A 26,054-nucleotide genomic window follows, 5' to 3' on the forward strand; every position below is an offset into this window, starting at 1 on the left:
CGACTGGGTTGATAGGCCGGATCTGGAAGCCAGGTAACTGGTGGAGGTGACCGGTACTAATAGGCCGAGGGCTTGTCCTCAGTTGCTCGCGTCCACTGTGTTGGTTCTGAAACCACGAACAGCCCCATGCCAGGTCACGGCATGGTGCGGCTGAACAGTTTCATAGTGTTTCGGTGGTCATAGCGTGAGGGAAACGCCCGGTTACATTCCGAACCCGGAAGCTAAGCCTCACAGCGCCGATGGTACTGCAGGGGGGACCCTGTGGGAGAGTAGGACGCCGCCGAACAAATATTGAAAGGGTTGGGCCCTGAACTTCGGTTCGGGGTCCAACCCTTTTTTGGTTTACGTAACTTGACGTTCACGTTCCGCGTCGAGCATCCCAGCATGGGTACTGCTGCAATGCTCAGGGCCGCCGGTGTCGGAGTCGGTGACGAGGTCGTCGTGCCGGCGTTCGGGAACGCCGAGGTCGCCGAGGCCGTGACACTGGCCGGAGCGCTCCCGGTGTTCGCCGACATAGATCCGCTGACCTACTGCCTCGACGCGTCGGCGGTGGAAGCGGAGATAACCGCCCGTTCCGCAGCGGTCGTTGTCGTGCACCGCTTCGGACGGTGGGCGGACGTCAGGCGGTTGCACGCGCTGGGACAGCGGCACGGGCTGCTGGTCCTGGAACAGGGCGAGTCCGAGGCGCCGTACGACGAGATCGCGCAGCGTCGGCAGCGGGCCGGCTACCTCGACGCCAAGCTGCGCGGGGTGCGGACCCCGGACGGCGGTGACGGGCACACCTACCAGCAGTACGTCGTGCGGGTGCCCGGCAACGGGAGGCCCGACCGGGACGCCTTCGCCCGGGCCCTGCGGGGCAAGGGAGTTGACTGCCGGGTGCCGGTGAAGACGCCCGTGCACCGGCTGCCGGAGTTCCGGCGCTGCGTCTCGCTGCCGGAAACCGAGCGGGCCGCCGACGAGACACTGGCGCTGCCCGTGGACGCCTCGTTGACCAAACGGGAGATGCAGCGGATCGTGTCCGCCTGCAACGCCCTGGGCGGACTGCTCCAGCCGGCCTTCTGAACGAGTTTGGGAACTCGGGTCTGTTCGGGGTATGATCTATTCCGTTGCCGCGGGGGAAACCTCGAAAAGCAACAGGCCCCTATAGCTCAGTCGGCAGAGCGTCTCCATGGTAAGGAGAAGGTCAACGGTTCGATTCCGTTTGGGGGCTCCGACGAAAAGGCCCCACCCGTTCGGGTGGGGCCTTTTTCATGCCCTCTTTCCCGGCCCGCTCAGTCCGTCTGAAGGCCGGGGATCCGCATCGCCAGAATGGCCATGTCGTCCGAAGGGGCGTCCGACGCGAAGCGTTCCACCGCGCGCATGATGCGTGCGGCCACCGCGCCCGCCGTAAGGCCCGTACAGGTCGTCAGAACGTCCGCGAGCCCGTCGTCGCCGAGCATGCGGGTGCCCTCACGGCGTTCGGTCACACCGTCCGTGACGCACAGCAGGACGTCGCCCGGGTCCAGGGTGACCGTCTGCTCGTACAGCTCCAGGTCCTCGATGACGCCGAGGAGCGGCTGCGGTTCGGCGGCGGCCTCCACCGTGCCGTCCTGACGCAGACGCAGCGGCAGCGGGTGGCCGGCGCAGACCACCTTCATCTCGGCGCTGCCGTCCTCCTGGGGGCGCATCTCGCCGTACAGGAGGGTCAGGAAGCGGCTGCGGTCGCCCTCGTCCAGGATGGCCGAGTTCAGGCGCTCCAGGACCGCGGGGCCGCTGAGGCCCTCGCGGGCGAGCAGGCGCAGGGCGTGCCGGGCGAGGCCGGTCACGGCGGCCGCGTTGGGGCCCGTGCCGCAGACGTCGCCGATGGCGAAGCCGTACGCGCCGTCGGAGATGGGGAAGACGTCGTAGAAGTCGCCGCCGACCTCGTTGCCCTCGCCGGCCGCGCGGTAGATGACCTCGACCTCGACGCCGTCGATGTGCGGGGTGCCCGGGGGCAGCAGGCTGCGCTGGAGGGCCTGGCTGATGGCGGTGCGCTCCGAGTACAGCCGGGCGTTGTCCAGGGCGAGCGCGGCCCGGCGGGACAGGTCCTCGGCCAGTTCCAGGATCTCCTGGCGGAAGTGCTCGTCGGTGGGTTTGCCGAGCGTCAGCATGCCGATGACGCGGTTGCGGGCCACCAGGGGGAGGACGACGGTCTCGCCGCCGACGGCGGAGGCCGTGGCGAGGGTGGGGCCGATGCCGGAGGAGACCTGGCGGGCGGGGCCGCCGGTCAGGCCGAGGCTGCGCATGGAGCTGCGCAGGGCGGCCTGGTGGGCGTGTTCGCCGGGGGCGGTCCACACGCGGGCGCCGGGCGTGGGCACCGGGTCCGGCGGGGGCACCTTCGACAGCAACGACTTGATGCCGTCGATGAGTTCCTCGTCCTCGTGCAGGACGTATGACAGGTACGGGTCGGAGGCCTGGTCGGCGATCGTGTAGACGGCGCACCAGGTGGCGAGGGTCGGGACCGTCATCTGGGCCATCAGGGCGAGGGTCTGGTCCCGGTCCAGGGTGCCGGCGAGCAGGTCGGAGGCCTCGACCAGGAAGCTGAGCGAGCCGCGGCGCAGCCGCTCCAGCTCGCCCAGGCGGGCGGACTCGACGGCCAGGGCGATACGGTCGGCGGCGAACTGGAGGCGCAGCGCCTCCTCGTTGGAGTATCTGCCCGCGGCCTCCGCCGCGACGCCCAGGGAGCCCGTCAGGCGGCCCTCGACCTTCAGCGGGACCGTGACGACCGAACGCATGCCGGTGCCCGCCAGGAGCGGCACGGCGCCCGGTACGGACATCAGGTCGTCGTGCACGGCCGGCATCCGGGCCGAGCCGTAGCGGCCGGGACCCGCTTCGACGGGCACGCGCGCGAAGCGCTGCCGTGCGGAGGGCAGGCCGGTGGAGGCGCGGACCTCCAGTTCGGTCTCGTCGTCGGTCGCGAGGAGCAGGAAGGCGGAGTCGCCGTCGAGCATGTCGCGGGCGCGTTCCACGGTGCGCTGGAGGAGGCCGTCGAGGTCGTCCGGTGCGGGGGAGCCGATGAACACCTCGAAGGGGTCCGCGCTCTGGCCGTCCGCGGTGCCGGAGTCGGAGGCGGGGACGCGCAACGGGGTCTGCAGGACGGCGCGTTCGTGGTCCCGTACGAGCAGGCAGACCGTGGAGGGTTCGCCGCCGGTGTCCCGGACCCTGAGGTGCGAGGCGTAGACGGGGGTGACGCGGCCGTCGGCGCCGCGGATGCCGTAACTGCCCTCCCAGCGGGAGAGTTGGAGGGCCTCGGCGATGCCGGTGCCGGTGCCCGGGGTGTGCGGCCAGGCGGCGAGGTCGGTGAGGGGCTTGCCAGTGACCTGGGCCGCGGTGTGGCCGAAGATGTCCTCGGCGTCCTCGTTCCAGGCCGTCACGGTGCCCTTGCGGTCGATCTGGACGACCGCCACGCGGACCCGGCCGTCGGCGAGGGGCAGCAGGTCGGCGGGGAGCGAAGGTCCGGCGGCCCGGGTGCCGACGGGGCGCTCGGGGAGGTCGAGCTGGAACCAGACGTTCTTGTGGGTGGGCGTGTACTCGACGCCCCAGCGGGCGGCGAGGGCCGCGCAGAGCTGGAGGCCGCGTCCGCCCTCGCGGTCGGGGCTGCCCATGTTGACGGCGGATCCCTGGAGCGGGACCTCGCGCTCCGGGTAGCGGTCGGCGACCTCGATGCGTACGCCGTCCTCGGTGCGCAGGCACAGGACGTCGGCGTGGGTGCCGGCGTGCACCACGGCGTTGGTCACCAGTTCGCTGGTGAGGACCACGGCGTCGTCGACGACGTCGGCGAAGCCCCAGCCCTGGAGCGTGTCGCGGACGAAGGACCGGGCGGTCGCGACCGATCGGCCGACCGGCTCGAAGGTGGCGGCCGCGCGCGCGGTGATCACAGAACTCCTCGACCGTGTCTCGACATGCGGGCTTTCCCGGCCGGCCGGCTCGTGCCGCTGGTGCGGCATGCGCTCGCCCGTGGGCCGTGGCTCCGGGTTGTGTCCCCCGGGGATCACTCCGGTGGTCATGGTCTGCGGCCGCCCCTCCGAATGCCCGCTCGTTCTCGTGCCACCGCCCAGGCCGGACGGACCGGTGCGGCTGGACAGCCGCATGCAAGGTTACTTACCTTCGCCGTCCGAGCGGATGCCGGTCGCCAGTGTTCACGCCCCAGGGTGTGCGGACGATGTGCGAAGCTGCCGAACTGTTATGGCCTGGTTCGGACGGGGTGAAACACTGGGCAAGCTTCTGGTGAAGGTCCGATCAGCCTGAGTGCGTTCCGTGTACGGCGGGCAGCAGCCCCTGGTGTGACCGGATCCCATCTGGCAGAAATACGCATCAGTAACTGGTACGCCGAAGTAAGCGGTACGCCGAGTATGGCGGTATCCGGGTACAGCAGTAACGGTCGACCCCTGCGGGAGGGACACAGTGGAGACTGGCGCAGCGGCGCGGGGCACCAAGGCGCGCGCGAAGGGCGGACAGTCCCTGAGCAGGCGGCGGGGCGGCGGCGGGACCACGGAGGTGGACTCGGCTGCCCTGGACCGGCTGCTGGTGGCCCTGGAGGCGATGCGGGACGGGAACTTCCGCAAGCGGCTCACGGTGTCCGGGGACGGCGTGATGTCGGAGATCGCGGCGGTCTTCAACGAGGTGGCGGACCGCAATCTCCACCTCACGGGTGAGCTGTCGCGGGTACGGCGTGTCGTGGGACGTGAGGGAAAACTCACGGAACGGCTGGAAACGGGTGCCTGTGAAGGTTCCTGGGCGGCCGCCGTGGACAACTCCAACGCCCTGGTCGACGACCTCGTACGGCCGGTCTCCGAGGTGGGCCGGGTCCTGACGGCGGTGGCCGAGGGTGATCTGTCGCCGCGGATGGAACTGCGGACGCCGGCGGCGGACGGGGCCGGGCATCCGCTGCGCGGTGAGTTCCTGAAGGTCGGCAGGACCGTCAACAACCTGGTCGACCAGCTGTCGACGTTCACCGACGAGGTCACGCGGGTGGCCAGTGAGGTCGGCACCGAGGGCAAGCTGGGCGGCCAGGCGCGCGTGCGCGGCATGTCGGGTTCCTGGCGGGACCTGACGGACTCGGTGAACACGATGGCGTACCGGTTGACGGCGCAGGTGCGGGACATCGCGCTGGTGACGACCGCGGTCGCGAAGGGTGACCTGTCGCGGAAGGTCACCGTGCAGGTCGCCGGCGAGATGCTGGAGCTGAAGGAAACCGTCAACACGATGGTGGACCAGCTGTCGGCGTTCTCCTCCGAGGTGACCCGGGTCGCCCGTGAGGTGGGTACGGACGGCATCCTGGGTGGTCAGGCGCACGTACCGGGTGTCGCGGGTACGTGGAAGGAGCTCACGGACTCCGTCAACACGATGGCCGGGAACCTCACGGCCCAGGTGCGCGGGATCTCGGAGGTGACCACCGCGGTCGCCAATGGTGACCTGTCACGCAAGGTGACCGTCCCCGCGCGCGGTGAGGTGGCCCAGCTCGCCGAGACGATCAACCAGATGACGGAGACGCTGCGGATCTTCGCGGACGAGGTCACGCGGGTGGCCAACGAGGTCGGCGGCGAGGGGCGGCTCGGCGGGCAGGCGAACGTGCCGGGCGCGGCGGGTACGTGGAAGGACCTGACGGACTCCGTCAACACGGTGTTCCGGAATCTGACCACCCAGGTGCGTGACATCGCCGCGGTGACGACGGCGGTGGCCAACGGCGACCTGTCGCAGACGGTCACGGTGGACGTGGCCGGCGAGATGCTGGAGCTGAAGAACACCGTCAACGGCATGGTGGACCAGCTGTCGTCGTTCGGTGCCGAGGTGACCCGGGTGGCGCGGGAGGTCGGTGTCGAGGGTGAGCTGGGCGGCCAGGCGCAGGTGCCGGGCGCGGCCGGTACCTGGAAGGACCTGACGGACTCCGTCAACACGGCGTTCCGCAACCTCACCGGTCAGGTGCGCAACATCGCCCAGGTGACGACGGCGGTGGCCAACGGCGACCTGTCGCAGAAGGTCACCGTGGACGTCTCCGGCGAGATGCTCCAGCTGAAGAACACCGTCAACACGATGGTGGACCAGCTGTCGAGCTTCGCCGACCAGGTGACGCGGATGGCGCGGGACGTGGGGACCGAGGGCCGCCTGGGCGGTCAGGCGCGGGTGGACGGCGTCTCCGGCACGTGGAAGGAGCTCACCGACTCCGTCAACTCGATGGCCGGGAACCTGACCTCGCAGGTGCGCAACATCGCCCAGGTGACGACGGCGGTGGCGCGGGGTGACCTGTCGCAGAAGATCGACGTCGACGCGCGCGGTGAGATCCTCGAGCTGAAGAACACGATCAACACGATGGTGGATCAGCTGTCGGCCTTCGCCGACCAGGTCACCAAGGTGGCCCGTGAGGTGGGCACGGAGGGCCGGCTGGGCGGTCAGGCGCAGGTGCCGGGTGTGGCCGGGGTGTGGCGGGATCTGACGGATTCCGTGAACGGCATGGCCGGCAACCTGACGGCGCAGGTCCGCAACATCGCGCAGGTGGCGACCGCGGTGGCCCGGGGTGACCTCTCCCAGAAGATCACCGTGGACGCGCGCGGTGAGATCCAGGAGCTGAAGAACACCCTGAACACGATGGTGGACCAGCTGTCTTCGTTCGCCCAGGAGGTCACGCGGGTCGCGCGCGAGGTGGGCACGGAGGGCATCCTGGGCGGCCAGGCCGAGGTGCAGGGGGTGGCCGGTACCTGGAAGGACCTCACCCAGTCCGTGAACTTCATGGCGAACAACCTGACCATCCAGGTGCGCAACATCGCCGAGGTCACCACGGCCGTCGCGAAGGGCGACCTGTCGAAGAAGATCACCGTTGACGCCAAGGGCGAGATCCTGGAGCTCGTCACGACGGTCAACACGATGGTCGACCAGCTGTCCAGCTTCGCCGAGCAGGTGACCCGGGTGGCCCGTGAGGTGGGCACCGAGGGCATCCTGGGCGGTCAGGCGCGTGTTCCGGGTGTCACGGGCATCTGGAAGGACCTCAGCAACAACGTGAACCTGATGGCCAACAACCTGACCATGCAGGTGCGGAACATCTCCCAGGTGTCGGCGGCGGTCGCCAACGGTGACCTGACGCGGCAGGTGACGATCGAGGCGAGCGGTGAGGTGGCGCAGCTCGCCGACACCATCAACCAGATGGTGAAGACGCTGAGTTCGTTCGCCGACCAGGTCACCAAGGTGGCCCGTGAGGTGGGCACGGACGGGATCCTGGGCGGCCAGGCGCACGTGCCGGGTGTGGCGGGTACGTGGAAGGACCTCACCGAGTCGGTGAACCAGATGGCGTCCAACCTGACCGGCCAGGTCCGCAACATCGCGATGGTGACGACGGCCATCGCGAAGGGCGACCTGACCAAGAAGATCGACATTGACGCGCGCGGTGAGATCCTCGAGCTCAAGACGACGATCAACACGATGGTGGACCAGCTGTCCAGCTTCGCCGAGGAGGTCACCCGGGTGGCCCGTGAGGTGGGCACCGAGGGGGAGCTGGGCGGTCAGGCGCGGGTGCGGGACGTGGACGGCACCTGGCGCGACCTGACCGAGTCGGTGAACGAGATGGCAGGGAACCTGACCCGGCAGGTGCGGGCCATCATGCGGGTGGCCACCGCGGTGACCCGCGGTGACCTGAACCTGAAGATCGACGTGGACGCCTCGGGCGAGATCCTGCAACTGCAGGACTACATCAACAAGATGATCGCGAACCTGCGGGACACCACGATCGCCAACGAGGAGCAGGACTGGCTCAAGGGCAACCTCGCCCGGATCTCCGCGCTGATGCAGGGCCGCCGGGACCTCGCGGACGTGGCGGCGCTCATCATGAGCGAGCTGACGCCGGTGGTCTCCGCGCAGCACGGCGCGTTCTTCCTGGCGATGCCACTGGTCGACGGGAAGGACCTGAGCGCGGAGAGCGAGGAGGCGTACGAGCTGCGGATGCTGGGTTCGTACGGCTACTCGATGGGCTCCATGCCGACGTCGTTCCGGCCCGGTGAGGCGCTGATCGGCACGGCCGCCCACGAGAAGCGCACGATCCTGGTGGAGAAGGCGCCGACCGGTTACCTGAAGATCTCCTCGGGGCTGGGCGAGGCCCCGCCTGCGCAGGTGATCGTGCTTCCGGTGCTGTTCGAGGGCAATGTGCTCGGTGTCATCGAGCTGGCCTCCTTCACGCCGTTCACGCAGATCCAGAAGGACTTCCTGAACCAGATCGCCGAGATGATCGCGACCAGCGTCAACACCATCTCCGTGAACACCAAGACCGAGGTGCTGCTGAAGCAGTCGCAGGAGCTGACCGAGCAACTGCAGGAGCGGTCGGCCGAGTTGGAGAACCGGCAGAAGGCCCTCCAGGCGTCCAACGCCGAACTGGAGGAGAAGGCCGAGCTGCTGGCCCAGCAGAACCGCGACATCGAGGTGAAGAACACCGAGATCGAGGAGGCCCGGCAGGTCCTGGAGGAGCGCGCCGAGCAACTCGCGGTCTCCATGCGGTACAAGAGCGAGTTCCTCGCCAACATGTCGCACGAGCTGCGCACTCCGCTCAACTCGCTGCTGATCCTGGCCAAGCTGCTCGCGGACAACGCGGAGGGCAACCTGTCGCCGAAGCAGGTGGAGTTCGCCGAGACGATCCACGGCGCGGGGTCCGACCTGTTGCAGCTGATCAACGACATCCTCGACCTGTCGAAGGTCGAGGCGGGCAAGATGGACGTCTCCCCGACGCGTATCGCGCTCGTGCAGCTCGTGGACTACGTGGAGGCGACCTTCCGGCCGCTGACCGCGGAGAAGGGCCTGGACCTGTCCGTACGGGTCTCCCCGGAGCTGCCGGCCACCCTGCACACCGACGAGCAGCGGCTCCTCCAGGTGCTGCGCAACCTGCTGTCCAACGCGGTGAAGTTCACCGACTCGGGGTCGGTGGAGCTGGTGATCCGGCCGGCGAGCGGTGACGTGCCGGCGGGGATCCGGGAGCAGCTGCTGGAGGCGGGGTCGCTCAGTGATCCGGACGCGCCGCTGATCGCGTTCTCGGTGACCGACACGGGCATCGGTATCGCGGCCAGCAAGATGCGGGTGATCTTCGAGGCGTTCAAGCAGGCCGACGGGACGACCAGTCGCAAGTACGGCGGTACGGGCCTCGGGCTCTCCATCTCGCGGGAGATCGCGCAGCTGCTGGGCGGTGAGATCTACGCCCAGAGCGAGCCGGGCCGCGGTTCGACGTTCACGCTGTACCTGCCGCTGCACCCGAGCGAGCTGCCGCCGCAGGGCTATCAGCAGTCCGTGCCCGCGCTGGAGGCGGGGGACCTGGTCGCCTCGCAGAACCACAACTCGGAGCTCTCCGGCGTGGAGATCGAGACGCCGGCCGAGGTGAAGTCGTACCAGGAGACCCAGAACGGTGCCGCCGCGCTCTTCCGGCGGCGGCGCCGGGGTGCCCCGCAGGTGCCCGAGACCTGGCCGGTGCTGGCCGAGCAGGAGGTGACGAACCCGCAGCCGCGCCGGGGGGTGCGGTTCGGCGGGGAGAAGGTGCTGATCGTCGACGACGACATCCGCAACGTCTTCGCGCTCACCAGCGTCCTGGAGCAGCACGGTCTGTCGGTGCTGTACGCCGAGAACGGCCGGGAGGGCATCGAGGTGCTGGAGCAGCACGACGATGTGGCGGTCGTCCTGATGGACATCATGATGCCGGAGATGGACGGTTATGCGACGACGACGGCGATTCGTCGCATGCCGCAGTTCGCCGGCCTTCCGATCATCGCGCTCACGGCGAAGGCGATGAAGGGCGACCGGGAGAAGGCCATCGAGTCGGGCGCCTCCGACTACGTCACCAAGCCGGTCGACCCCGATCATCTTCTGGCAGTGATGGAGCAGTGGATGCGCGAGGGGTGACCGAATCGATCAGGTGGGATGTGAACGTTACGGGAACCTTCTGTGAGCACGGGGAGTTGCTGACTCACGGTTGCGGAACCCGTGTAGAAGTGCGGGATCGGGGGAACCTTCTGGTCTCCGGCTGCGTTTCTGCTACGTGCACAGTGACATCGCGGTGACAGGGTGTGGCGACAGGCGGGGTGCGGCTACCATGACCGGCACAAGGACGGGCGGCGAAACGGAGTCGTCCCCTGGGGCGGCGCCCGGTGCACATCCGGGGCGAGGAGGGCGGGCCATGGTGCAGAAGGCCAAGATCCTCCTGGTCGATGACCGGCCGGAGAATCTGCTGGCGCTGGAGGCCATCCTCTCTGCGCTCGATCAGACACTGGTGCGGGCATCGTCCGGGGAGGAAGCACTCAAGGCACTGCTCACGGACGACTTCGCGGTCATTCTGCTGGACGTCCAGATGCCGGGCATGGACGGTTTCGAAACCGCGGCGCACATCAAGCGCCGGGAGCGGACCCGGGACATCCCGATCATCTTCCTCACCGCCATCAACCACGGCCCGCACCACACCTTCCGGGGTTACGCGGCCGGCGCGGTGGACTACATCTCCAAGCCCTTCGACCCGTGGGTGCTGCGCGCCAAGGTCTCGGTCTTCGTCGAGCTGTACATGAAGAACTGCCAGCTCCGGGAGCAGGCGGCGCTGCTGCGGCTCCAGTTGGAGGGCGGCGCCAAGGGCGGCGCGGTGGCCGGCAAGGAGTCCGCGGGGCTGCTCGCGGAGCTGTCGGCGCGGCTCGCGGCCGTCGAGGAGCAGGCCGAGGCCCTGTCCAAGCAGCTGGACGACGAGTCCGCGGACGCGGCCGCGGTGGCCACGGCGGCTCATCTGGAGCGCAAACTCACCGGCCTGCGCCGGGCGCTCGACGCCCTGGAGCCGGGCACGGGCGGCGCCACTCCGCCGCTTCCGTCGCAGAACTGACCGCCGCGGCGGACACAGTTGCCCATGAGCGTGCGTCAGTTCCGCGCCCCGGCAGGGGCGACACGAACGGGTGAAGCAGTGGGCACACGTGTCCCCCGTCGCATCCCCCGGTAACCTCACACCCATGGCCTCACGTCCCTCGGCAGCCAAGAAGCAGCCCGCGAAGAAGGCCGCTCCCTCGAAGGCTCCGGCGAAGAGGGCCGCCGCGAAGAAGGCCCCGGCCAAGAAGGCGCCGGCCAAGAGGAGCGCGGCGAAGAAGTCCGCGCCGGCACCCAGGCCGGCGCCCAGCCCCACCGGGGGCGTGGTCCGCCTGGTGCGCGCCCTCTGGCTGGGCCTCGCCCATGCCGTCGGCGCGGTCTTCCGCGGCATAGGACAGGGAGCCAGGAACCTGGACCCGGCCCACCGCAAGGACGGCATCGCCCTGCTCCTGCTCGGCATCGCCCTGATCGTCGCCGCCGGCACCTGGGCCGACCTGCGCGGCCCGGTCGGTGACCTGGTCGAGATCCTCGTCACCGGGGCCTTCGGGCGGCTCGACCTGCTGGTGCCGATACTGCTCGCGGCCATCGCCGTGCGGTTCATGCGCCACCCCGAGCAGCAGGACGCCAACGGCCGGATCGTGATCGGTCTGTCCGCGCTCGTCATCGGCGTGCTCGGCCAGGTCCACATCGCCTGCGGCTCGCCCGCCCGCAGCAACGGCATGCAGGGCATAAGGGATGCCGGCGGCCTCATCGGCTGGGCGGCGGCCACCCCGCTGACGTACACCATGACCGAGGTCCTCGCCGTACCCCTGCTGGTGCTGCTCACGGTCTTCGGGCTGCTGGTGGTCACCGCGACACCGGTGAACGCCATCCCGCAGCGGCTGCGCGCGCTGGGCGTGAGCCTCGGGCTGCTGCGCGACCCCGAGCCGGACGAGTACGGCGAGTACGGCGAGTACACCGACGACGACGAGCGCTACGACGAGCAGTGGCGCGAAGCGCTGCCCGCGCGCCCCCGTAAGCGCACGAGCGCCCCCGGCGACTACGACCCCGACAGCGCCGAGCAGGAGGCGCTCACCAAGCGCCGGGGCCGTCCGAGGCGCTCCGCGGTGCCGCAGCCCGACATGGGCCGTCAGCCGGACGCCGTGGACGTCGCGGCCGCGGCCGCCGCCGCGCTCGACGGCGCGGTCCTGCACGGCATGCCGCCCTCTCCGCTCGTCGCCGACCTCACCCAGGGCGTCAGCGTCGGTGACCGCGAGGAGACCACACCCGCCCCCGTGCCGGTACCGGCCCCGAGCCCGAGCCCGGTACCGGCCGCGCGGCCCAAGCAGGAGAGGCTCAAGGGCGAGCCGGTCGTCGCGGACCTCACCAAACCGGCGCCCACAGAGCCCCGTGACCTGCCCCCGCGCGCCGAGCAGCTCCAGCTCTCCGGCGACATCACCTACTCGCTGCCCTCGCTGGACCTCCTCACCCGCGGCGGCCCCGGCAAGGCGCGCAGCGAGGCCAACGACCGGGTCGTCGCCTCGCTCACCAACGTCTTCTCCGAGTTCAAGGTCGACGCGGCCGTCACCGGCTTCACCCGGGGACCTACGGTCACCCGCTACGAGGTCGAGCTCGGCCCCGCCGTGAAGGTCGAGCGGATCACCGCGCTCACCAAGAACATCGCGTACGCCGTCGCCAGTCCGGACGTGCGGATCATCAGCCCGATCCCCGGCAAGTCCGCGGTGGGCATCGAGATCCCCAACACGGACCGGGAGATGGTCAACCTCGGTGACGTGCTGCGGCTGGCCGAGTCCGCCGAGGACGACGACCCGATGCTGGTCGCCTTCGGCAAGGACGTCGAGGGCGGCTACGTCATGCACTCACTGGCGAAGATGCCGCACATGCTCGTCGCGGGCGCCACCGGCTCCGGCAAGTCGTCCTGCATCAACTGCCTGATCACCTCGGTGATGATGCGGGCGACCCCGGAGGACGTGCGGATGGTCCTCGTCGACCCCAAGCGCGTCGAACTCACCGCCTACGAGGGCATCCCGCACCTGATCACACCGATCATCACCAACCCCAAGCGGGCCGCCGAGGCGCTCCAGTGGGTCGTGCGCGAGATGGACCTGCGCTACGACGACCTGGCCGCGTTCGGGTTCCGGCACATCGACGACTTCAACAAGGCGATCCGCGAGGGCAAGGTCAAGCTGCCCGAGGGCAGCGAGCGGGAGCTCCAGCCGTACCCGTACCTGCTGGTGATCGTCGACGAGCTGGCCGACCTGATGATGGTCGCCCCGCGTGACGTCGAGGACGCCATCGTGCGCATCACGCAGCTCGCGCGCGCGGCAGGCATCCATCTGGTGCTCGCCACCCAGCGGCCCTCGGTCGACGTGGTCACCGGTCTCATCAAGGCGAACGTGCCCTCCCGGCTGGCCTTCGCCACCTCCTCGCTCGCCGACAGCCGGGTCATCCTCGACCAGCCCGGCGCCGAGAAACTGATCGGCAAGGGTGACGGTCTCTTCCTGCCGATGGGGGCGAACAAGCCGACCCGTATGCAGGGCGCGTTCGTCACCGAGGAGGAGGTCGCCGCCGTCGTCCAGCACTGCAAGGACCAGATGGCGCCCGTCTTCCGGGACGACGTCACCGTGGGCACCAAGCAGAAGAAGGAGATCGACGAGGACATCGGCGACGACCTCGACCTGCTCTGCCAGGCGGCCGAGCTGGTCGTCTCCACGCAGTTCGGCTCGACGTCCATGCTCCAGCGCAAGCTGCGTGTCGGCTTCGCCAAGGCGGGCCGGCTGATGGACCTCATGGAGTCGCGCGGGGTGGTCGGGCCGAGCGAGGGGTCCAAGGCACGTGATGTTCTTGTGAAACCCGATGAGCTGGACGGAGTGCTCGCCGTGATCCGTGGGGAGTCTGAAGGGTAGGTCTGTCTCAGGGGCACGGGCGCCTGTAGGCCGGGTGGAGGCATGTCGTGATCCACCCGTTAGAGATCGCCGGGCAACCGTTTCCCTTTGACAAACGTCAAGTTGAGCGAGAGGAAAGGTGTGTACTCCATCCTGGGGTGCACACCTGACCTGTCATCGGGGTGTCCGGCCATACCGATGGCGTACAAAGTCGTATCGTCCGGTTGCCTCACCCTTTCGTACCCCCCCCCTAGACTGAACCTCCAGCACAGGTGGCTAAACGCTCGAAAGGCGCCCCCGTGTCCATCGGCAGTAACTCCCCTGAAGACGAGCGTCCGTTCCCAGACGTGTCCGAGGAAAACCGCCCCTCCGTAGGCCGAGCCCTCAAGCAGGCCCGTATCGCCGCCGGGCTGACCGTCGACGACATCAGCGGGAGCACCCGGGTCCGTATCGGCATCGTGCACGCCATCGAGGCCGACGACTTCGCCCCCTGTGGCGGCGACGTCTACGCGCGCGGGCACATCCGGACCCTGGCCAAGGCCGTCGGCCTCGACCCCGAGCCGCTGCTCGCGCAGTTCTCGGCCGACCACGGCGGTGGGCGGCCCGCGCCGACGCCCGCCGCACCCCTGTTCGAGGCCGAACGCATCCGGCCCGAGCGACGCGGACCCAACTGGACGGCGGCCATGGTCGCCGCGATCGTCGTCGTGATCGGTTTCGTCGGCTTCACCGCCTTCAAGGGCGGCGACGGCGACGACGCCAAGCAGTCGGTCGCCGAGGGAGCCACCCCGTCGACCAGCAAGCCGGTCTCGCCGACCCCGAAGGAGAGCAAGCCCGGCAAGGCCCCCGAGCCCTCGGACAGCGCGATCGCCGCCGCGCCCCAGGACAAGGTCACCGTCCAGGTCAGCGCGGCCAACGGACGCAGCTGGATCTCGGCCAAGGACCACAACGGCCGGATGCTCTTCGACGGGCTCCTGAAGAAGGGCGACTCCAAGACCTTCCAGGACAGCTCCAAGATCAACCTGATCCTCGGTGACGCCGGTGCCATCCAGCTCTACGTCAACGGCAAGAAGATCGAGGACCAGTTCCAGCCCGGCGCCGTGGAGCGTCTCACGTACACCAAGGGCGACCCGGAAGTCGGATAACCGTTCGGATCGAGCACGTACACAAGGGGTTGGCCATGATCGGCCAGCCCCTTCGACGTGGGGTGTCGGTGAGACAAAGTAGTCTTGAGCCCATGCCTGAACGCCGTACCGTCGCACTTGTCACTCTCGGCTGCGCCCGTAACGAGGTGGACTCGGAGGAGCTCGCAGGCCGTTTGGAGGCGGACGGCTGGCACCTCGTCGAGGACGCTTCGGACGCCGACGTCGCCGTCGTCAACACCTGTGGTTTCGTCGAGGCCGCGAAGAAGGACTCCGTCGACGCCCTCCTGGAGGCCAACGACCTCAAGGGCCACGGCAGAACCCAGGCCGTCGTGGCGGTGGGCTGCATGGCCGAGCGGTACGGCAAGGAACTCGCCGAGGCGCTGCCCGAGGCGGACGGCGTGCTCGGCTTCGACGACTACGCCGACATCTCCGACCGGCTCCAGACCATCCTCAGCGGCGGCAGCCACGCCGCCCACACCCCGCGCGACCGGCGCAAGCTGCTGCCCATCAGCCCCGCGGAGCGACAGGACTCGGCCGCCTCGGTGGCGCTGCCGGGCCACGCGCCGGCCGACCTCCCCGAAGGCCTCGCGCCCGCCTCCGGCCCCCGTGCGCCCCTGCGCCGCCGCCTGGACGGCTCCCCGGTCGCCTCGGTGAAGCTCGCCTCCGGCTGCGACCGGCGCTGCTCCTTCTGCGCCATCCCGTCCTTCCGTGGCTCCTTCATCTCGCGCCGCCCCAGCGACGTGCTGAACGAGACCCGCTGGCTGGCCGAGCAGGGCGTCAAGGAGGTCATGCTGGTCTCCGAGAACAACACGTCCTACGGCAAGGACCTCGGTGACATCCGCCTCCTGGAGTCCCTGCTGCCCGAGCTGGCCGAGGTCGACGGCATCGAGCGGGTGCGCGTCAGCTACCTCCAGCCCGCCGAGATGCGCCCCGGCCTGATCGACGTACTGACCTCCACCCCGAAGGTCGTCCCGTACTTCGACCTGTCCTTCCAGCACTCCGCCCCGGGCGTGCTGCGGGCCATGCGCCGCTTCGGTGACACCGACCGCTTCCTGGAACTGCTCGACACCATCCGCGGCAAGGCCCCGCAGGCCGGTGTCCGCTCCAACTTCATCGTCGGCTTCCCCGGCGAGTCCGAGTCCGACCTGGCCGAGCTGGAGCGCTTCCTGAACGGCGCCCGGCTGGACGCCATCGGTGTCTTCGGCTACTCCGACGAGGAGGGCACCGAGGCGGCGACGTACGAGAACAAGCTCGACGAGGACGTCGTCGCCGAGCGACTCGCGCACATCTCCCAGCTCGCCGAGGAACTGGTCTCGCAGCGGTCCGAGGAACGCGTCGGCGAGACCGTGCACGTCCTCGTGGAGTCCGTGGACGACGAGGACGGTGTCCACGGCCGCGCGGCCCACCAGGCGCCCGAGACGGACGGGCAGGTCCTGCTCACGAGCGGCGAAGGGCTGCGCCCCGGTCGTATGGTCGAGGCCAAGGTGGTCGGTACGGAAGGTGTCGACCTGGTGGCCGAGCCGTTGCTGGGCTCGCCCGTGTGGAGTGAGGAGGCCGGCAGATGACCGGAGTCCCGGCGTCCGCCGCGGGCGGCTCCCCCGGCGCGCACGGCGCCCCGGGCTCCGCCGCCACCTCCGGTCCACAGCGTGATTCCCACAACGGTCCGCAGGACGGCTCGCAGGGCGAGGAGAAACCGCCGCGCGGCGGGAAGATCGCGGCCGCCGCCGTCAACCAGGCGAGCCTGTGGAACGTCGCCAATCTGCTGACCATGCTCCGGCTGGTCCTGGTGCCCGGCTTCGTCGCCCTGATGCTGGCCGACGGCGGCTACGACCCGGCATGGCGCTCGCTCGCCTGGGCGGCCTTCGCCATCGCCATGATCACCGACCTGTTCGACGGACACCTGGCCCGTACCTACGACCTCGTCACCGACTTCGGGAAGATCGCCGACCCGATCGCCGACAAGGCGATCATGGGAGCGGCGCTGATCTGCCTGTCCGGGCTGGGTGATCTGCCCTGGTGGGTGACGATCGTCATCCTCGCCCGGGAACTCGGCATCACCCTCATGCGTTTCGTGGTCATCCGCTACGGCGTGATCCCGGCCAGCCGCGGCGGCAAGCTCAAGACCCTCACCCAGGGCGTTGCCGTGGGGATGTACGTGCTGGCGCTGACGGGGTGGCTGGCGACCCTGAGGTTCTGGGTGATGGCGGCGGCCGTCGTGCTGACGGTCGTCACCGGCCTCGACTATGTGAGACAAGCCATTGTGCTGCGCCGGCGCGGACTCGCCGAGCGGGCAGCGGTTTCGGAGGAGACGGAAGCGTGAGTTCCACGGCCGCCGAACTGGTGCGACTACTGACGGTGAGGGGGCAGACCCTCGCTGTCGCCGAGTCGCTGACCGGCGGCCTGGTCGCGGCCGAGATCACCGGTGTCCCTGGGGCCTCCAAGACGTTCCGCGGATCCGTCACCGCCTACGCCACCGAGCTGAAGCACCGGCTGCTCGGGGTCGACGCCACCCTGCTGGCCCAGCGCGGCGCGGTGGATCCGCAGGTCGCGGCCCAGATGGCCGCCGGGGTACGGAAGGCGCTGGGCGCCGACTGGGGCCTCGCGACCACCGGCGTCGCCGGGCCCGAACCCCAGGACGGCCGCCCGGTGGGCACGGTGTTCGTGGCTGTCGACGGCCCCTTCGGGGCAGATTCCGGTTCTGCCGCTGGCGGAAAAGTGGCAGCCCTGCGGTTGAACGGCGACCGTGCGGAAATTCGTAGAGAGAGTGTACGGAGCGTACTCGCGCTGCTCCTGAAGGAGCTTGCGAGCGAACAGACCGGGAATGAGCGGACACAGGATACGGAACAGAACGGGGGGTTTTGATGTTTGCAGCCCTGAGTGAACACGACATCGCTCCCCGCACGGCCGCGGCGCAAGGCGGTACGGTGGGGCGTGAAGGATGCGGCTACGCGGTCCGAGGAGGGAGCCACCGATGATTCTGCTCCGTCGCCTGCTGGGTGACGTGCTGCGTCGGCAGCGCCAGCGCCAGGGCCGTACTCTGCGCGAAGTCTCCTCGTCCGCCCGAGTCTCGCTCGGCTATCTCTCCGAGGTGGAGCGGGGGCAGAAGGAGGCATCCTCCGAGCTGCTCTCCGCCATCTGCGACGCGCTGGACGTACGGATGTCCGAGCTCATGCGGGAAGTGAGCGACGAGCTCGCCCTCGCCGAGCTGGCCCAGTCCGCCCAGGCCACCGAGTCCGTGCCGACGTCGGTTCGCCCGATGCTGGGTACCGTCTCGGTGACCGGTGTGCCACCGGAACGGGTGACCATCAAGGCACCCGCCGAAGCGGTGGACGTGGTCGCGGCGTAACGCCCGTGCGGGCGTACACAGGCGTGGCGCCGACCCGGTGCCGAAGAAGTGCGCGAGGCCCCGGCCGAGCCTGACCAGGCAGCTCCTGGAAGGGCGTGGTCCGGGGCTTTCGCGCGTCCGGGGCCGGGGTGCGTCCGTTTGCCGGTACCCGGTGGTGCGGTCATGGTGGAGTGACGTGACAGGGGGCCGACCACCGGAGAGAACGCATGTACGTCGTGAAGAGCCCACTGCCCGACGCGGACCTGAAGACCGTGGCCGACGCGTTGCAGGGCGCCCTCGTCGACCTGGTGGACCTGGCTCTGGTCGCCAAGCAGGTCCACTGGAACGTGGTCGGCCCCCGCTTCCGGTCCGTCCACCTCCAGCTCGACGAGGTGGTCGACTCGGCCCGCACGCACTCCGACACCGTCGCGGAGCGGGCGTCGGCGCTGGGCGTCTCACCGGACGGACGCGCGGCCACGGTGGCCGCGGGCAGCGGAATCTCCTCGGTGCCGGCGGGCTGGGTCAAGGACTCGGACGCGGTCGGGGCCCTGGCGGACGCGCTGGGCGCGGTGATCACCAGGATGCGGCAGCGGATCGCGTCGACCGCGGAGCCCGATCCGGTGTCCCAGGACATCTTCATCGCCGTCACGGCGGATCTGGAGAAGCACCACTGGATGTTCCAGGCGGAGAACGCGTAGCAGAGGCAGACGCCGGCCGACTGCCGTTGCATCGGTGAGCCCTCGGTGCGCCTCCCCGGCGGCCAGGGCGGCGTTCTAGCGTCCGGCTGGAGGTGGCGGCCATGGTGGGGCGGATAGTGCGCTGGGGGGTTGCCCTGGGGTTCACGGCGGTGTGGTGGTGGGCGGTGCTGCGGATCGTCCTCGTGGACGGCGCCGGGGCGATCGAGGGGGCCGTTGCCGCCGGGGGATGGGGGCTGAGCCTGCTGCCGGTGAACTGTGTGCCGAGGTCCCGGGCGGCGGGAGCCCTCGGTCCTGGCCGGTGGCGGGCCGCCTGGCAGGGGCAGCGCCCTACCAGGGCATCGCCACCCCTCCGTTCGGACGCAGGATCTGGCCTGTCATGAACGACGAGGCGTCACAGGCCAGATACAGCACGGCGTGCGCGATGTCCGCCGCCTCACCGACCCGGCCCAGCGGTGACAGCCGGGCCATCCACGCCTCCGTCCGCCGCTGCTCGGCACTGTCGTCGCGGTCGGTCATGGGTGTGCGGACCCAGCCCGGCGCGACGGCGTTGACGCGGATGCCCTGCCCGCCGACCTCGTTGGCGAGCGTCCTGGTCAGCTGGACCACGGCCGCCTTCGCGGCGCTGTAGCAGAGCAGACCGGGACCCCCGGTGTCGATCGCGCCGGACGCCATGGTGACGATGCTGCCCCCGGTCCGCCGCTCCAGCATCAGCCGGGCCGCCTCCTGGCAGCTGTGCAGGACGCCCTTGAAGTTCACGTCCAGCACCCGGTCGAGGTCCTCGTCGCTGGTCTCCAGGACCGGACTGCGGTGCATGATCCCGGCGACCGCTGCCATCACGTCCAGTCGCCCGCAGGACCGCACGGCCTGCGCCAGCCGGGCCCGGTCGGTCACGTCGAGGGTGTGGGTGCGGGCGGTCCCGCCGGCCTCCTTGATGAGCGTGGCGGTTCCGTGCAGGCCGTCCGAATCCCGGTCGGCACAGTGCACGGTCGCCCCCGCCTCGGCGAGCAGGACGGCCGAAGCCCGGCCGATGCCGCTGGCGGCGCCGGTGACGAACGCGGTGCGTCCGGTGAGGTCATACGCGGCGACTGGCATGAAGGGACCGTACGAGCGTTTCTGACGGTCCGTCAATTGGTCGGGCGTGGTCTGCGGACCGGAGGCGAGCCAGGGGCCGGGCCGGTCTGGCAGGCCGGGCACCAGTAGGTGGGACGCTCGCGGGAGCCGTCGCCCTGGTCGGCCAGGCGGACCGGGGTGCCGCAGCGCAGGCAGGGGCGGGAGGCCCGGCCGTAGACGAACAGGTCCTGGTTGCGCAGGCCCGTGGTCCGGCGGATCGGGCGGTCGCGGTTGGCCTCCAGGAGCCGCTGGGCGAGACCGGGGAGGTGCGCGGCGCGGTCGGCGGGAAGCGCGCCGACCGGGAGCCAGGGGGTGGCGCCGATCAGGAAGCAGAGCTCGCTCTTGTAGACATTGCCGATGCCGGCGAGGTTGCGCTGGTCGAGCAGGGCCTCGCCGAGCGGGCGGGCGGGGTCGGCGAGCAGGTTGGCGAGGGCGCGGTCCGGGTTCCAGTCGGGACCCAGCAGGTCGGGACCGAGGTGGCCCACCGCGCGGTCCTCCTCGCCGGTGCGCAGCAGCTCCAGCACCTGGAGCCGGTATCCGACGGCCGTGCGGTCGGCGGTGCGGAGGACCACCCGGATCTGGAACGCGGGGCCGCCCTTCCAGGGCTCGCCGGTGCGGAAGACCTTCCAGGCGCCCTCCATCCGCAGATGTGTGTGCAGGGTCAGGTCACCCTCGAAACGGGTCAGCAGGTGCTTGCCGCGCGGCACGGTGCCGAGCACGGTCCGGCCGGCGAGGTCGACCGTCGCGTACTTGGGCACCCGGAAGTCGCTGCGGGCCAGCACCTTGCCGGCGAGAGCGTCGTGCAGGCGCCGCGCGGCCTGCCAGACCGTGTCACCTTCGGGCATGCGTAAAGGGTGGCACGGGGGTGGCCGCCGGGGGCGGCGAGGGCGCATGGGGCGCACGGTGTCCGCGGCGGCTTCCTCCCGGCGGCTCGTCCCGGCGGTCGTCCGCTTCACGCCCGTAGCCGCAGGCCGCGCGGGGTCGCGATGAAACCCGCCGCTTCCAGGACGGTGCCCAGCGGTGAGGTCAGGGCCGCGGCGCCGTTGACCCGCTCCACCGTCACGGTGCCCAGGCTCCCCGCGCGGGCGGCCGCCGCCAGCGCCTCCGCCGCCGTACGCAGCCGCGCGTCGTCGGTGACGGCCGTGTCCGGGGCGGCGGGCCAGGCCAGCAGGGTCTTGCCGCCGCGCTCCATGTACAGCGTGAGCTCACCGTCGACCAGGACGACCAGGGAGCCCGCCTTGCGGCCCGGCTTGTGCCCGGCGTCGGTCGGCGGCTCGGGCCAGGGGAGGGCGGCGCCGTATGCGTTGGCGGGGTCGGCCGCGGCGAGGACGGCGGCTCTGGGGTCGGGCCCGGCGGAGGCGCGGGCATGGTGGTTGCCGTAGGTGTGGGGGGTGGCGGGGCTGCCGCCCCGGGGGCCGCCGTAGCCGGGGGAGGCGAAGGGGTCGGCGGGGGCGAAATCCTTGGGGGAGACGTAGTCACCGGGGGCGGCGGGCGGACCGGGCGGCCACGTGAAGTCGCCGTCGAGGCCGGCTTCGCTGAAGGGACCCAGGGGCGTGACGGGCGCGTCGGCGCCGAAGGCGGCCGCCGCGGTACGGCCGCCGTTCCCGAAGGCGGTTCCTGTACCGCCGCCGAAACCGGCGCCGTTCGGGAAGCCGGTGCCCGGGGCACTCTCGCCGCGTTCACGCGCGTTGGACACCGCGCGCAGCCGGTCGACCGCGCCGTCCATCGCGAACTGGGCGGCGCCCAGGCCCTCGACCACGTAACCCCGGCGCGCCTGGCCGCTGTCCTCGAACGCCGACAGGACGCGGTACACCGCCGAGAAACCGCCTTCGACACCCTCCGCCGCGACCGCGCCCCGGGTCACCACCCCGTGCCGGTCCAGCAGGGCGCGGGCCAGAGCGTGGGCGCGCACGGTGGTGTCCGGCTCGCGCTCGGGCAGCAGGGACCATCGGCCGGCGACAGTCGGCGGGCCGCTCCGGGAAGCCGTGCGGGCGGCGGCCGTCAGGGAGCCGTAACGGCCGCGCGGGACGGTGCGCTTGGCGCGGTGGGCCGTGGCGCCCGCGGTGCGGCCTGAGCCCAGCAGAGAGCGCATCGGGCCCAGTGTGTCGTTGGTGAGCCGCCCTGACCAGGCCAGGTCCCAGAGCGAGTCGGCCAGTTGGGGATCGGTGGCGTCGGGATGGGTGGTGGCACGGACCTGGTCGGCGATCTGACGGAAGAACAGGCCGTAGCCGCCGGAGAGGGCGTCCAGCACGGACTGGTGCAGGGCCGTCAGTTCCAGGGGGTGCGGTGGCGGGAGGAGCACGGGCGCCGCGTCCGCCAGGTACAGGGAGACCCAGCCGTCCTTGCCGGGCAGGGCACCCGCGCCCGCCCACACGATCTCTCCGGCGGCGGTGAGTTCGTCCAGCATGGACGGCGTGTAGTTGGCCACGCGGGACGGCAGCACCAGCTTCTCCAGGGCCGATGCCGGGACGGACGCGCCCTGCAACTGCTCGACCGCGCGCACCAGTCCGTCGAGGCCGCGCAGCCCGTGCCCCCGGCCGATGTGCTGCCACTGCGGCAGGAACTGGGCCAGCGCGGCCGGTGCCACCGGCTCCAGTTCGTGGCGGAGCGCGGCCAGGGAACGGCGGCGCAGCCTGCGCAGCACGGTCGCGTCGCACCACTCCTGGCCGATGCCCGCCGGATGGAACTCGCCCTGCACCACCCGGCCACCCGCGGTGAGCCGCTGCAACGCGCCTTCGGTGACCGCCACGCCGAGCCCGAAGCGGGCGGCCGCGGTGGCCGACGTGAACGGGCCGTGGGTGCGCGCGTACCGGGCGAGGAGGTCGCCGAGCGGGTCCTTCACGGGCTCGGTGAACGCCTCGGGGACGCCGACCGGCAGGGCCGTGCCGAGGGCGTCGCGCAGCCGGCCCGCGTCCTCGATCGCCGCCCAGTGGTCGGCGCCGCCGATACGGACCCTGATGGCCCGCCGGGCACCGGCGAGCTCCCGCGCCCACTGCGGCTCGGCGCCCCGCTCCGCCAACTCCTCGTCCGTCAGCGGCCCCAGCAGCCGCAGCACGTCGGCGACCCCTTCCAGGTCCTTGATCCGGCGGTCCTCGCCGAGCCACTGGAGTTCACGCTCCAGTTCCGTGAGGACGTCCGCGTCGAGCAGTTCACGCAGCTCCGCCTGGCCCAGCAGCTCGGCCAGCAGCCGGGAGTCCAGGGAGAGCGCGGCCGCGCGGCGCTCGGCGAGCGGGGAGTCACCCTCGTACAGGAACTGGGCGACATACCCGAACAGCAGGGAACGGGCGAAGGGGGAGGGCTCGGGGGTGGTGACCTCGACCAGGCGGACCTTACGGGACTCCAGGTCGCCCATCAGCTCGACCAGTCCGGGTACGTCGAAGACGTCCTGGAGGCACTCGCGGACCGCCTCCAGGACGATCGGGAACGAGCCGAACTCGCTGGCCACCTGGAGGAGCTGGGCGGCACGCTGGCGCTGCTGCCACAGGGGCGTGCGTTTGCCGGGGTTGCGGCGCGGCAGCAGCAACGCGCGGGCGGCGCACTCGCGGAACCGGGAGGCGAACAGGGCGGAGCCACCGACCTGGTCGGTGACGATCTGGTCGACCTCGCCCTTGTCGAAGGCGACGTCGGCCGCGCCGACCGGGGCCTGCTCCGCGTCGTACTCGCTGCCGGCCTGCACGGGTGCCTGGTCCAGCAGTTCCAGGCCCATCACGTCGGCGTCGGGCAGCCGCAGCACGATCCCGTCGTCGGCGTGCATGACCTGGGCGTCCATGCCGTACCGCTCGGACAGGCGGGCGCCGAGGGCCAGGGCCCAGGGGGCGTGCACCTGGGCACCGAAGGGGGAGTGGACGACCACCCGCCAGTCGCCCAGTTCGTCGCGGAAGCGCTCCACGACGATGGTGCGGTCGTCGGGGACATGGCCGCAGGCCTCGCGCTGTTCGTCCAGGTACAACAGCACGTTGTCCGCCGCCCACGCGTCGAGGCCGGCCGCCAGCAGACGCAGCCGGGCGTCGTCCTTGGGGAGTGAACCCACCTCACGCAGGAACGCGCCGACCGCGCGGCCCAGTTCGAGCGGGCGGCCCAGCTGGTCGCCCTTCCAGAACGGCAGCCGGCCGGGGACACCGGGCGCGGGCGAGACCAGGACCCGGTCCCGCGTGATGTCCTCGATCCGCCAGGAACTGGTGCCCAGGGTGAAGACGTCACCCACCCGGGACTCGTAGACCATCTCCTCGTCCAGCTCGCCGACCCGGCCGCCGCCCTTCTTCGGGTCAGCACCCGCGAGGAAGACGCCGAAGAGGCCGCGGTCGGGGATGGTGCCGCCGGAGGTGACGGCGAGCCGCTGGGCGCCCGGGCGGCCCGTGACCGAGCCCGTGACCCGGTCCCAGACCACGCGCGGGCGCAGCTCCGCGAAGGCGTCCGACGGATAGCGGCCCGCGAGCATGTCCAGGACCGCCGTGAACGCCGACTCCGGCAGGGAGGCGAAGGGGGCCGCGCGGCGGACCATCGCCAGCAGGTCGTCCACCTGCCAGGTGTCCAGCGCGGTCATCGCGACCAACTGCTGGGCGAGCACGTCCAGCGGGTTGGCCGGGACCCGCAGGGACTCGATGGAACCGGTGCGCATCCGCTCGGTCACCACGGCCGCCTGCACCAGGTCGCCCCGGTACTTCGGGAAGACCACGCCGGTGGAGACCGCGCCGACCTGGTGTCCCGCGCGGCCCACGCGCTGCAGTCCGGAGGCCACCGACGGTGGGGACTCGACCTGGACGACCAGGTCCACCGCGCCCATGTCGATGCCCAGTTCGAGACTGGAGGTGGCCACCACCGCGGGCAGCCGGCCCGCCTTGAGGTCCTCCTCCACGAGCGCACGCTGCTCCTTGGAGACCGAGCCGTGGTGCGCGCGGGCGATGACCGGCGGGGCGCCCTGGGCCGCGCCCGAGCCGCCCATCAGCTCCGCCGGGGAGTGGTGTTCGTCCAGGGGCTCGCCGGTCGCCCGCTCGTAGGCGATCTCGTTGAGCCGGTTGCACAGGCGCTCCGCGAGCCGCCGGGAGTTGGCGAACACGATCGTGGAGCGGTGGGACTGCACCAGGTCGGCGATCCGCTCCTCCACGTGCGGCCAGATCGACGGCTTCTCCGCTCCTTCGCCGCCGTCGGTGGCCGGGGAGCCGCCCAGCTCGCCCATGTCCTCCACCGGCACGACCACGGAGAGGTCGAACTCCTTGCCGGACTCGGGCTGGACGATCTCCACCTTGCGGTGCGGCGAGAGATAGCGGGCCACCTCGTCCACCGGGCGGACCGTCGCGGACAGACCGATACGGCGGGCGGGCCTCGGCAGCAGTTCGTCCAGCCGCTCCAGGGAGAGCGCGAGATGCGCGCCGCGCTTGGTGCCGGCGACGGCGTGCACCTCGTCCAGGATCACCGTCTCGATGCCCGTCAGCGCGTCGCGGGTGGCCGACGTCAGCATCAGGAACAGGGACTCCGGGGTGGTGATCAGGATGTCCGGCGGACGGGTGGACAGGGCGCGGCGCTCGGCGGCGGGGGTGTCGCCGGAGCGGATGCCCACCCGCACCTCCGGTTCGGGCCGGCCGAGGCGGACGGACTCCTGGCGGATGCCCGTCAGCGGACTGCGCAGGTTCCGCTCGACGTCGACGGCGAGAGCCTTGAGCGGCGACACGTACAGCACCCGGCAGCGCTTCCTCGGGTCGGCCGGCGGCGGGGTGGACGCCAGCTGGTCCAGGGCCGCGAGGAAAGCGGCCAGCGTCTTGCCGGAGCCGGTCGGGGCGACCACCAGCACGTCCGAACCCGCGCCGATGGCCTGCCACGCGCCCGCCTGGGCCGCGGTGGGCGCGGAGAACGCCCCCGTGAACCAGCCGCGGGTCGCGGGGGAGAAGCCGTCGAGGGCTCGGTGAGCGGATTTCGCCATGGGTCCATCCTGCACCCGACCACCGACAATCCAGCTGACCTGCGTAAACGCGGATTCCAGGGGTCGGGGGCGGCGGCGAGGCGGCGTCCCGCGCCGTGGGCGGGCGGTGCCCGGGGCGGGCGCGAGCGGCGGGGCCCGGGCCGGCGGGGCCCGGGGCGG

The 26,054-nt window shown here is 70.9% G+C and carries 15 protein-coding genes, 1 tRNA gene and 2 rRNA genes (1 of these 18 cut by a window edge); 14 read left to right on the forward strand and 4 right to left on the reverse strand.

What is annotated here, in order from left to right:
* The 4 genes from MB828_RS00015 to MB828_RS00030 all read left to right on the forward strand — a co-directional run.
* Positions 1–80, forward strand: a 23S ribosomal RNA gene (locus MB828_RS00015); it begins 2,238 nt to the left of the window's first position.
* An 89-nt stretch (positions 81–169) separates the two neighbouring features.
* Positions 170–286, forward strand: a 5S ribosomal RNA gene (gene rrf / locus MB828_RS00020).
* A gap of 113 nt (positions 287–399) precedes the next feature.
* Positions 400–1,062 (forward strand): DegT/DnrJ/EryC1/StrS family aminotransferase, encoded by a 663-nt coding sequence (locus MB828_RS00025; protein ID WP_301646359.1) that lies wholly within the window; start codon positions 400–402, stop codon positions 1,060–1,062.
* Between the two features lie 75 nt (positions 1,063–1,137).
* A tRNA-Thr gene (locus tag MB828_RS00030) sits at positions 1,138–1,210 on the forward strand.
* A 61-nt stretch (positions 1,211–1,271) separates the two neighbouring features.
* Here MB828_RS00030 and MB828_RS00035 read toward each other — a convergent pair.
* Positions 1,272–4,025, reverse strand: coding sequence for a SpoIIE family protein phosphatase (locus MB828_RS00035; protein ID WP_301646343.1), 2,754 nt, complete (start codon positions 4,023–4,025; stop codon positions 1,272–1,274).
* A 397-nt stretch (positions 4,026–4,422) separates the two neighbouring features.
* On the opposite strand from MB828_RS00035, the gene MB828_RS00040 reads away from it, so the two are divergent.
* The 10 genes from MB828_RS00040 to MB828_RS00085 all read left to right on the forward strand — a co-directional run bounded on the left by MB828_RS00040 (position 4,423) and on the right by MB828_RS00085 (position 19,248).
* Positions 4,423–9,882, forward strand: a complete 5,460-nt coding sequence (locus MB828_RS00040) for a HAMP domain-containing protein (RefSeq protein WP_301646344.1) — start codon at positions 4,423–4,425, stop codon at positions 9,880–9,882.
* Positions 9,883–10,156: 274 nt separating this feature from the next.
* Positions 10,157–10,840: a response regulator gene (locus tag MB828_RS00045; protein WP_046730361.1), complete on the forward strand. Its 684-nt coding sequence runs from the start codon at positions 10,157–10,159 to the stop codon at positions 10,838–10,840.
* 124 nt (positions 10,841–10,964) lie between these two features.
* Positions 10,965–13,724, forward strand: coding sequence for a DNA translocase FtsK (locus tag MB828_RS00050; RefSeq protein WP_301646345.1), 2,760 nt, complete (start codon positions 10,965–10,967; stop codon positions 13,722–13,724).
* A 278-nt stretch (positions 13,725–14,002) separates the two neighbouring features.
* Positions 14,003–14,845 (forward strand): helix-turn-helix domain-containing protein, encoded by an 843-nt coding sequence (locus MB828_RS00055; protein WP_133028181.1) that lies wholly within the window; start codon positions 14,003–14,005, stop codon positions 14,843–14,845.
* A gap of 92 nt (positions 14,846–14,937) precedes the next feature.
* Positions 14,938–16,410 carry a 30S ribosomal protein S12 methylthiotransferase RimO gene (rimO, locus tag MB828_RS00060; RefSeq protein WP_301646346.1) on the forward strand — a complete coding sequence of 491 codons (1,473 nt, stop codon included), beginning with the start codon at positions 14,938–14,940 and terminating at the stop codon, positions 16,408–16,410.
* The gene (pgsA, locus tag MB828_RS00065; protein ID WP_301646347.1) at positions 16,407–17,165 is read left to right on the forward strand and encodes a CDP-diacylglycerol--glycerol-3-phosphate 3-phosphatidyltransferase; all 759 of its coding nucleotides are present in this window, start codon (positions 16,407–16,409) and stop codon (positions 17,163–17,165) included. The genes rimO and pgsA overlap by 4 nt, the downstream gene beginning before the upstream one ends.
* A complete protein-coding gene (locus MB828_RS00070; RefSeq protein ID WP_133028178.1) occupies positions 17,162–17,707 on the forward strand; it encodes a CinA family protein in 546 nt (181 codons plus the stop codon). The genes pgsA and MB828_RS00070 overlap by 4 nt, the downstream gene beginning before the upstream one ends.
* Positions 17,708–17,816: 109 nt before the next feature.
* Positions 17,817–18,191 carry a helix-turn-helix domain-containing protein gene (locus MB828_RS00075; RefSeq protein WP_046730366.1) on the forward strand — a complete coding sequence of 125 codons (375 nt, stop codon included), beginning with the start codon at positions 17,817–17,819 and terminating at the stop codon, positions 18,189–18,191.
* Positions 18,192–18,397: 206 nt separating this feature from the next.
* Positions 18,398–18,868, forward strand: coding sequence for a Dps family protein (locus tag MB828_RS00080; protein ID WP_301646348.1), 471 nt, complete (start codon positions 18,398–18,400; stop codon positions 18,866–18,868).
* Between the two features lie 101 nt (positions 18,869–18,969).
* Complete coding sequence (locus tag MB828_RS00085) at positions 18,970–19,248, forward strand: hypothetical protein (protein ID WP_071659855.1); 279 nt, start codon at positions 18,970–18,972, stop codon at positions 19,246–19,248.
* On the opposite strand, the gene MB828_RS00090 is transcribed toward MB828_RS00085, so the two are convergent.
* The 3 genes from MB828_RS00090 to MB828_RS00100 form a co-directional block, all read right to left on the reverse strand.
* A complete protein-coding gene (locus MB828_RS00090; RefSeq protein WP_133028175.1) occupies positions 19,196–19,960 on the reverse strand; it encodes an SDR family NAD(P)-dependent oxidoreductase in 765 nt (254 codons plus the stop codon). The two genes, MB828_RS00085 and MB828_RS00090, sit on opposite strands and share 53 nt — an antisense overlap.
* Positions 19,961–19,992: 32 nt before the next feature.
* Entirely contained in the window at positions 19,993–20,823 is an 831-nt protein-coding gene (locus tag MB828_RS00095) for an Fpg/Nei family DNA glycosylase (protein ID WP_301646349.1), read from the reverse strand.
* Positions 20,824–20,930: 107 nt separating this feature from the next.
* The gene (locus MB828_RS00100) at positions 20,931–25,895 is read right to left on the reverse strand and encodes an ATP-dependent helicase (protein ID WP_301646350.1); all 4,965 of its coding nucleotides are present in this window, start codon (positions 25,893–25,895) and stop codon (positions 20,931–20,933) included.
* Between the last annotated feature and the right edge of the window lie 159 nt (positions 25,896–26,054).

It is taken from the genome of Streptomyces arenae (assembly GCF_022343545.1).
GTDB lineage: Bacteria > Actinomycetota > Actinomycetes > Streptomycetales > Streptomycetaceae > Streptomyces > Streptomyces humi.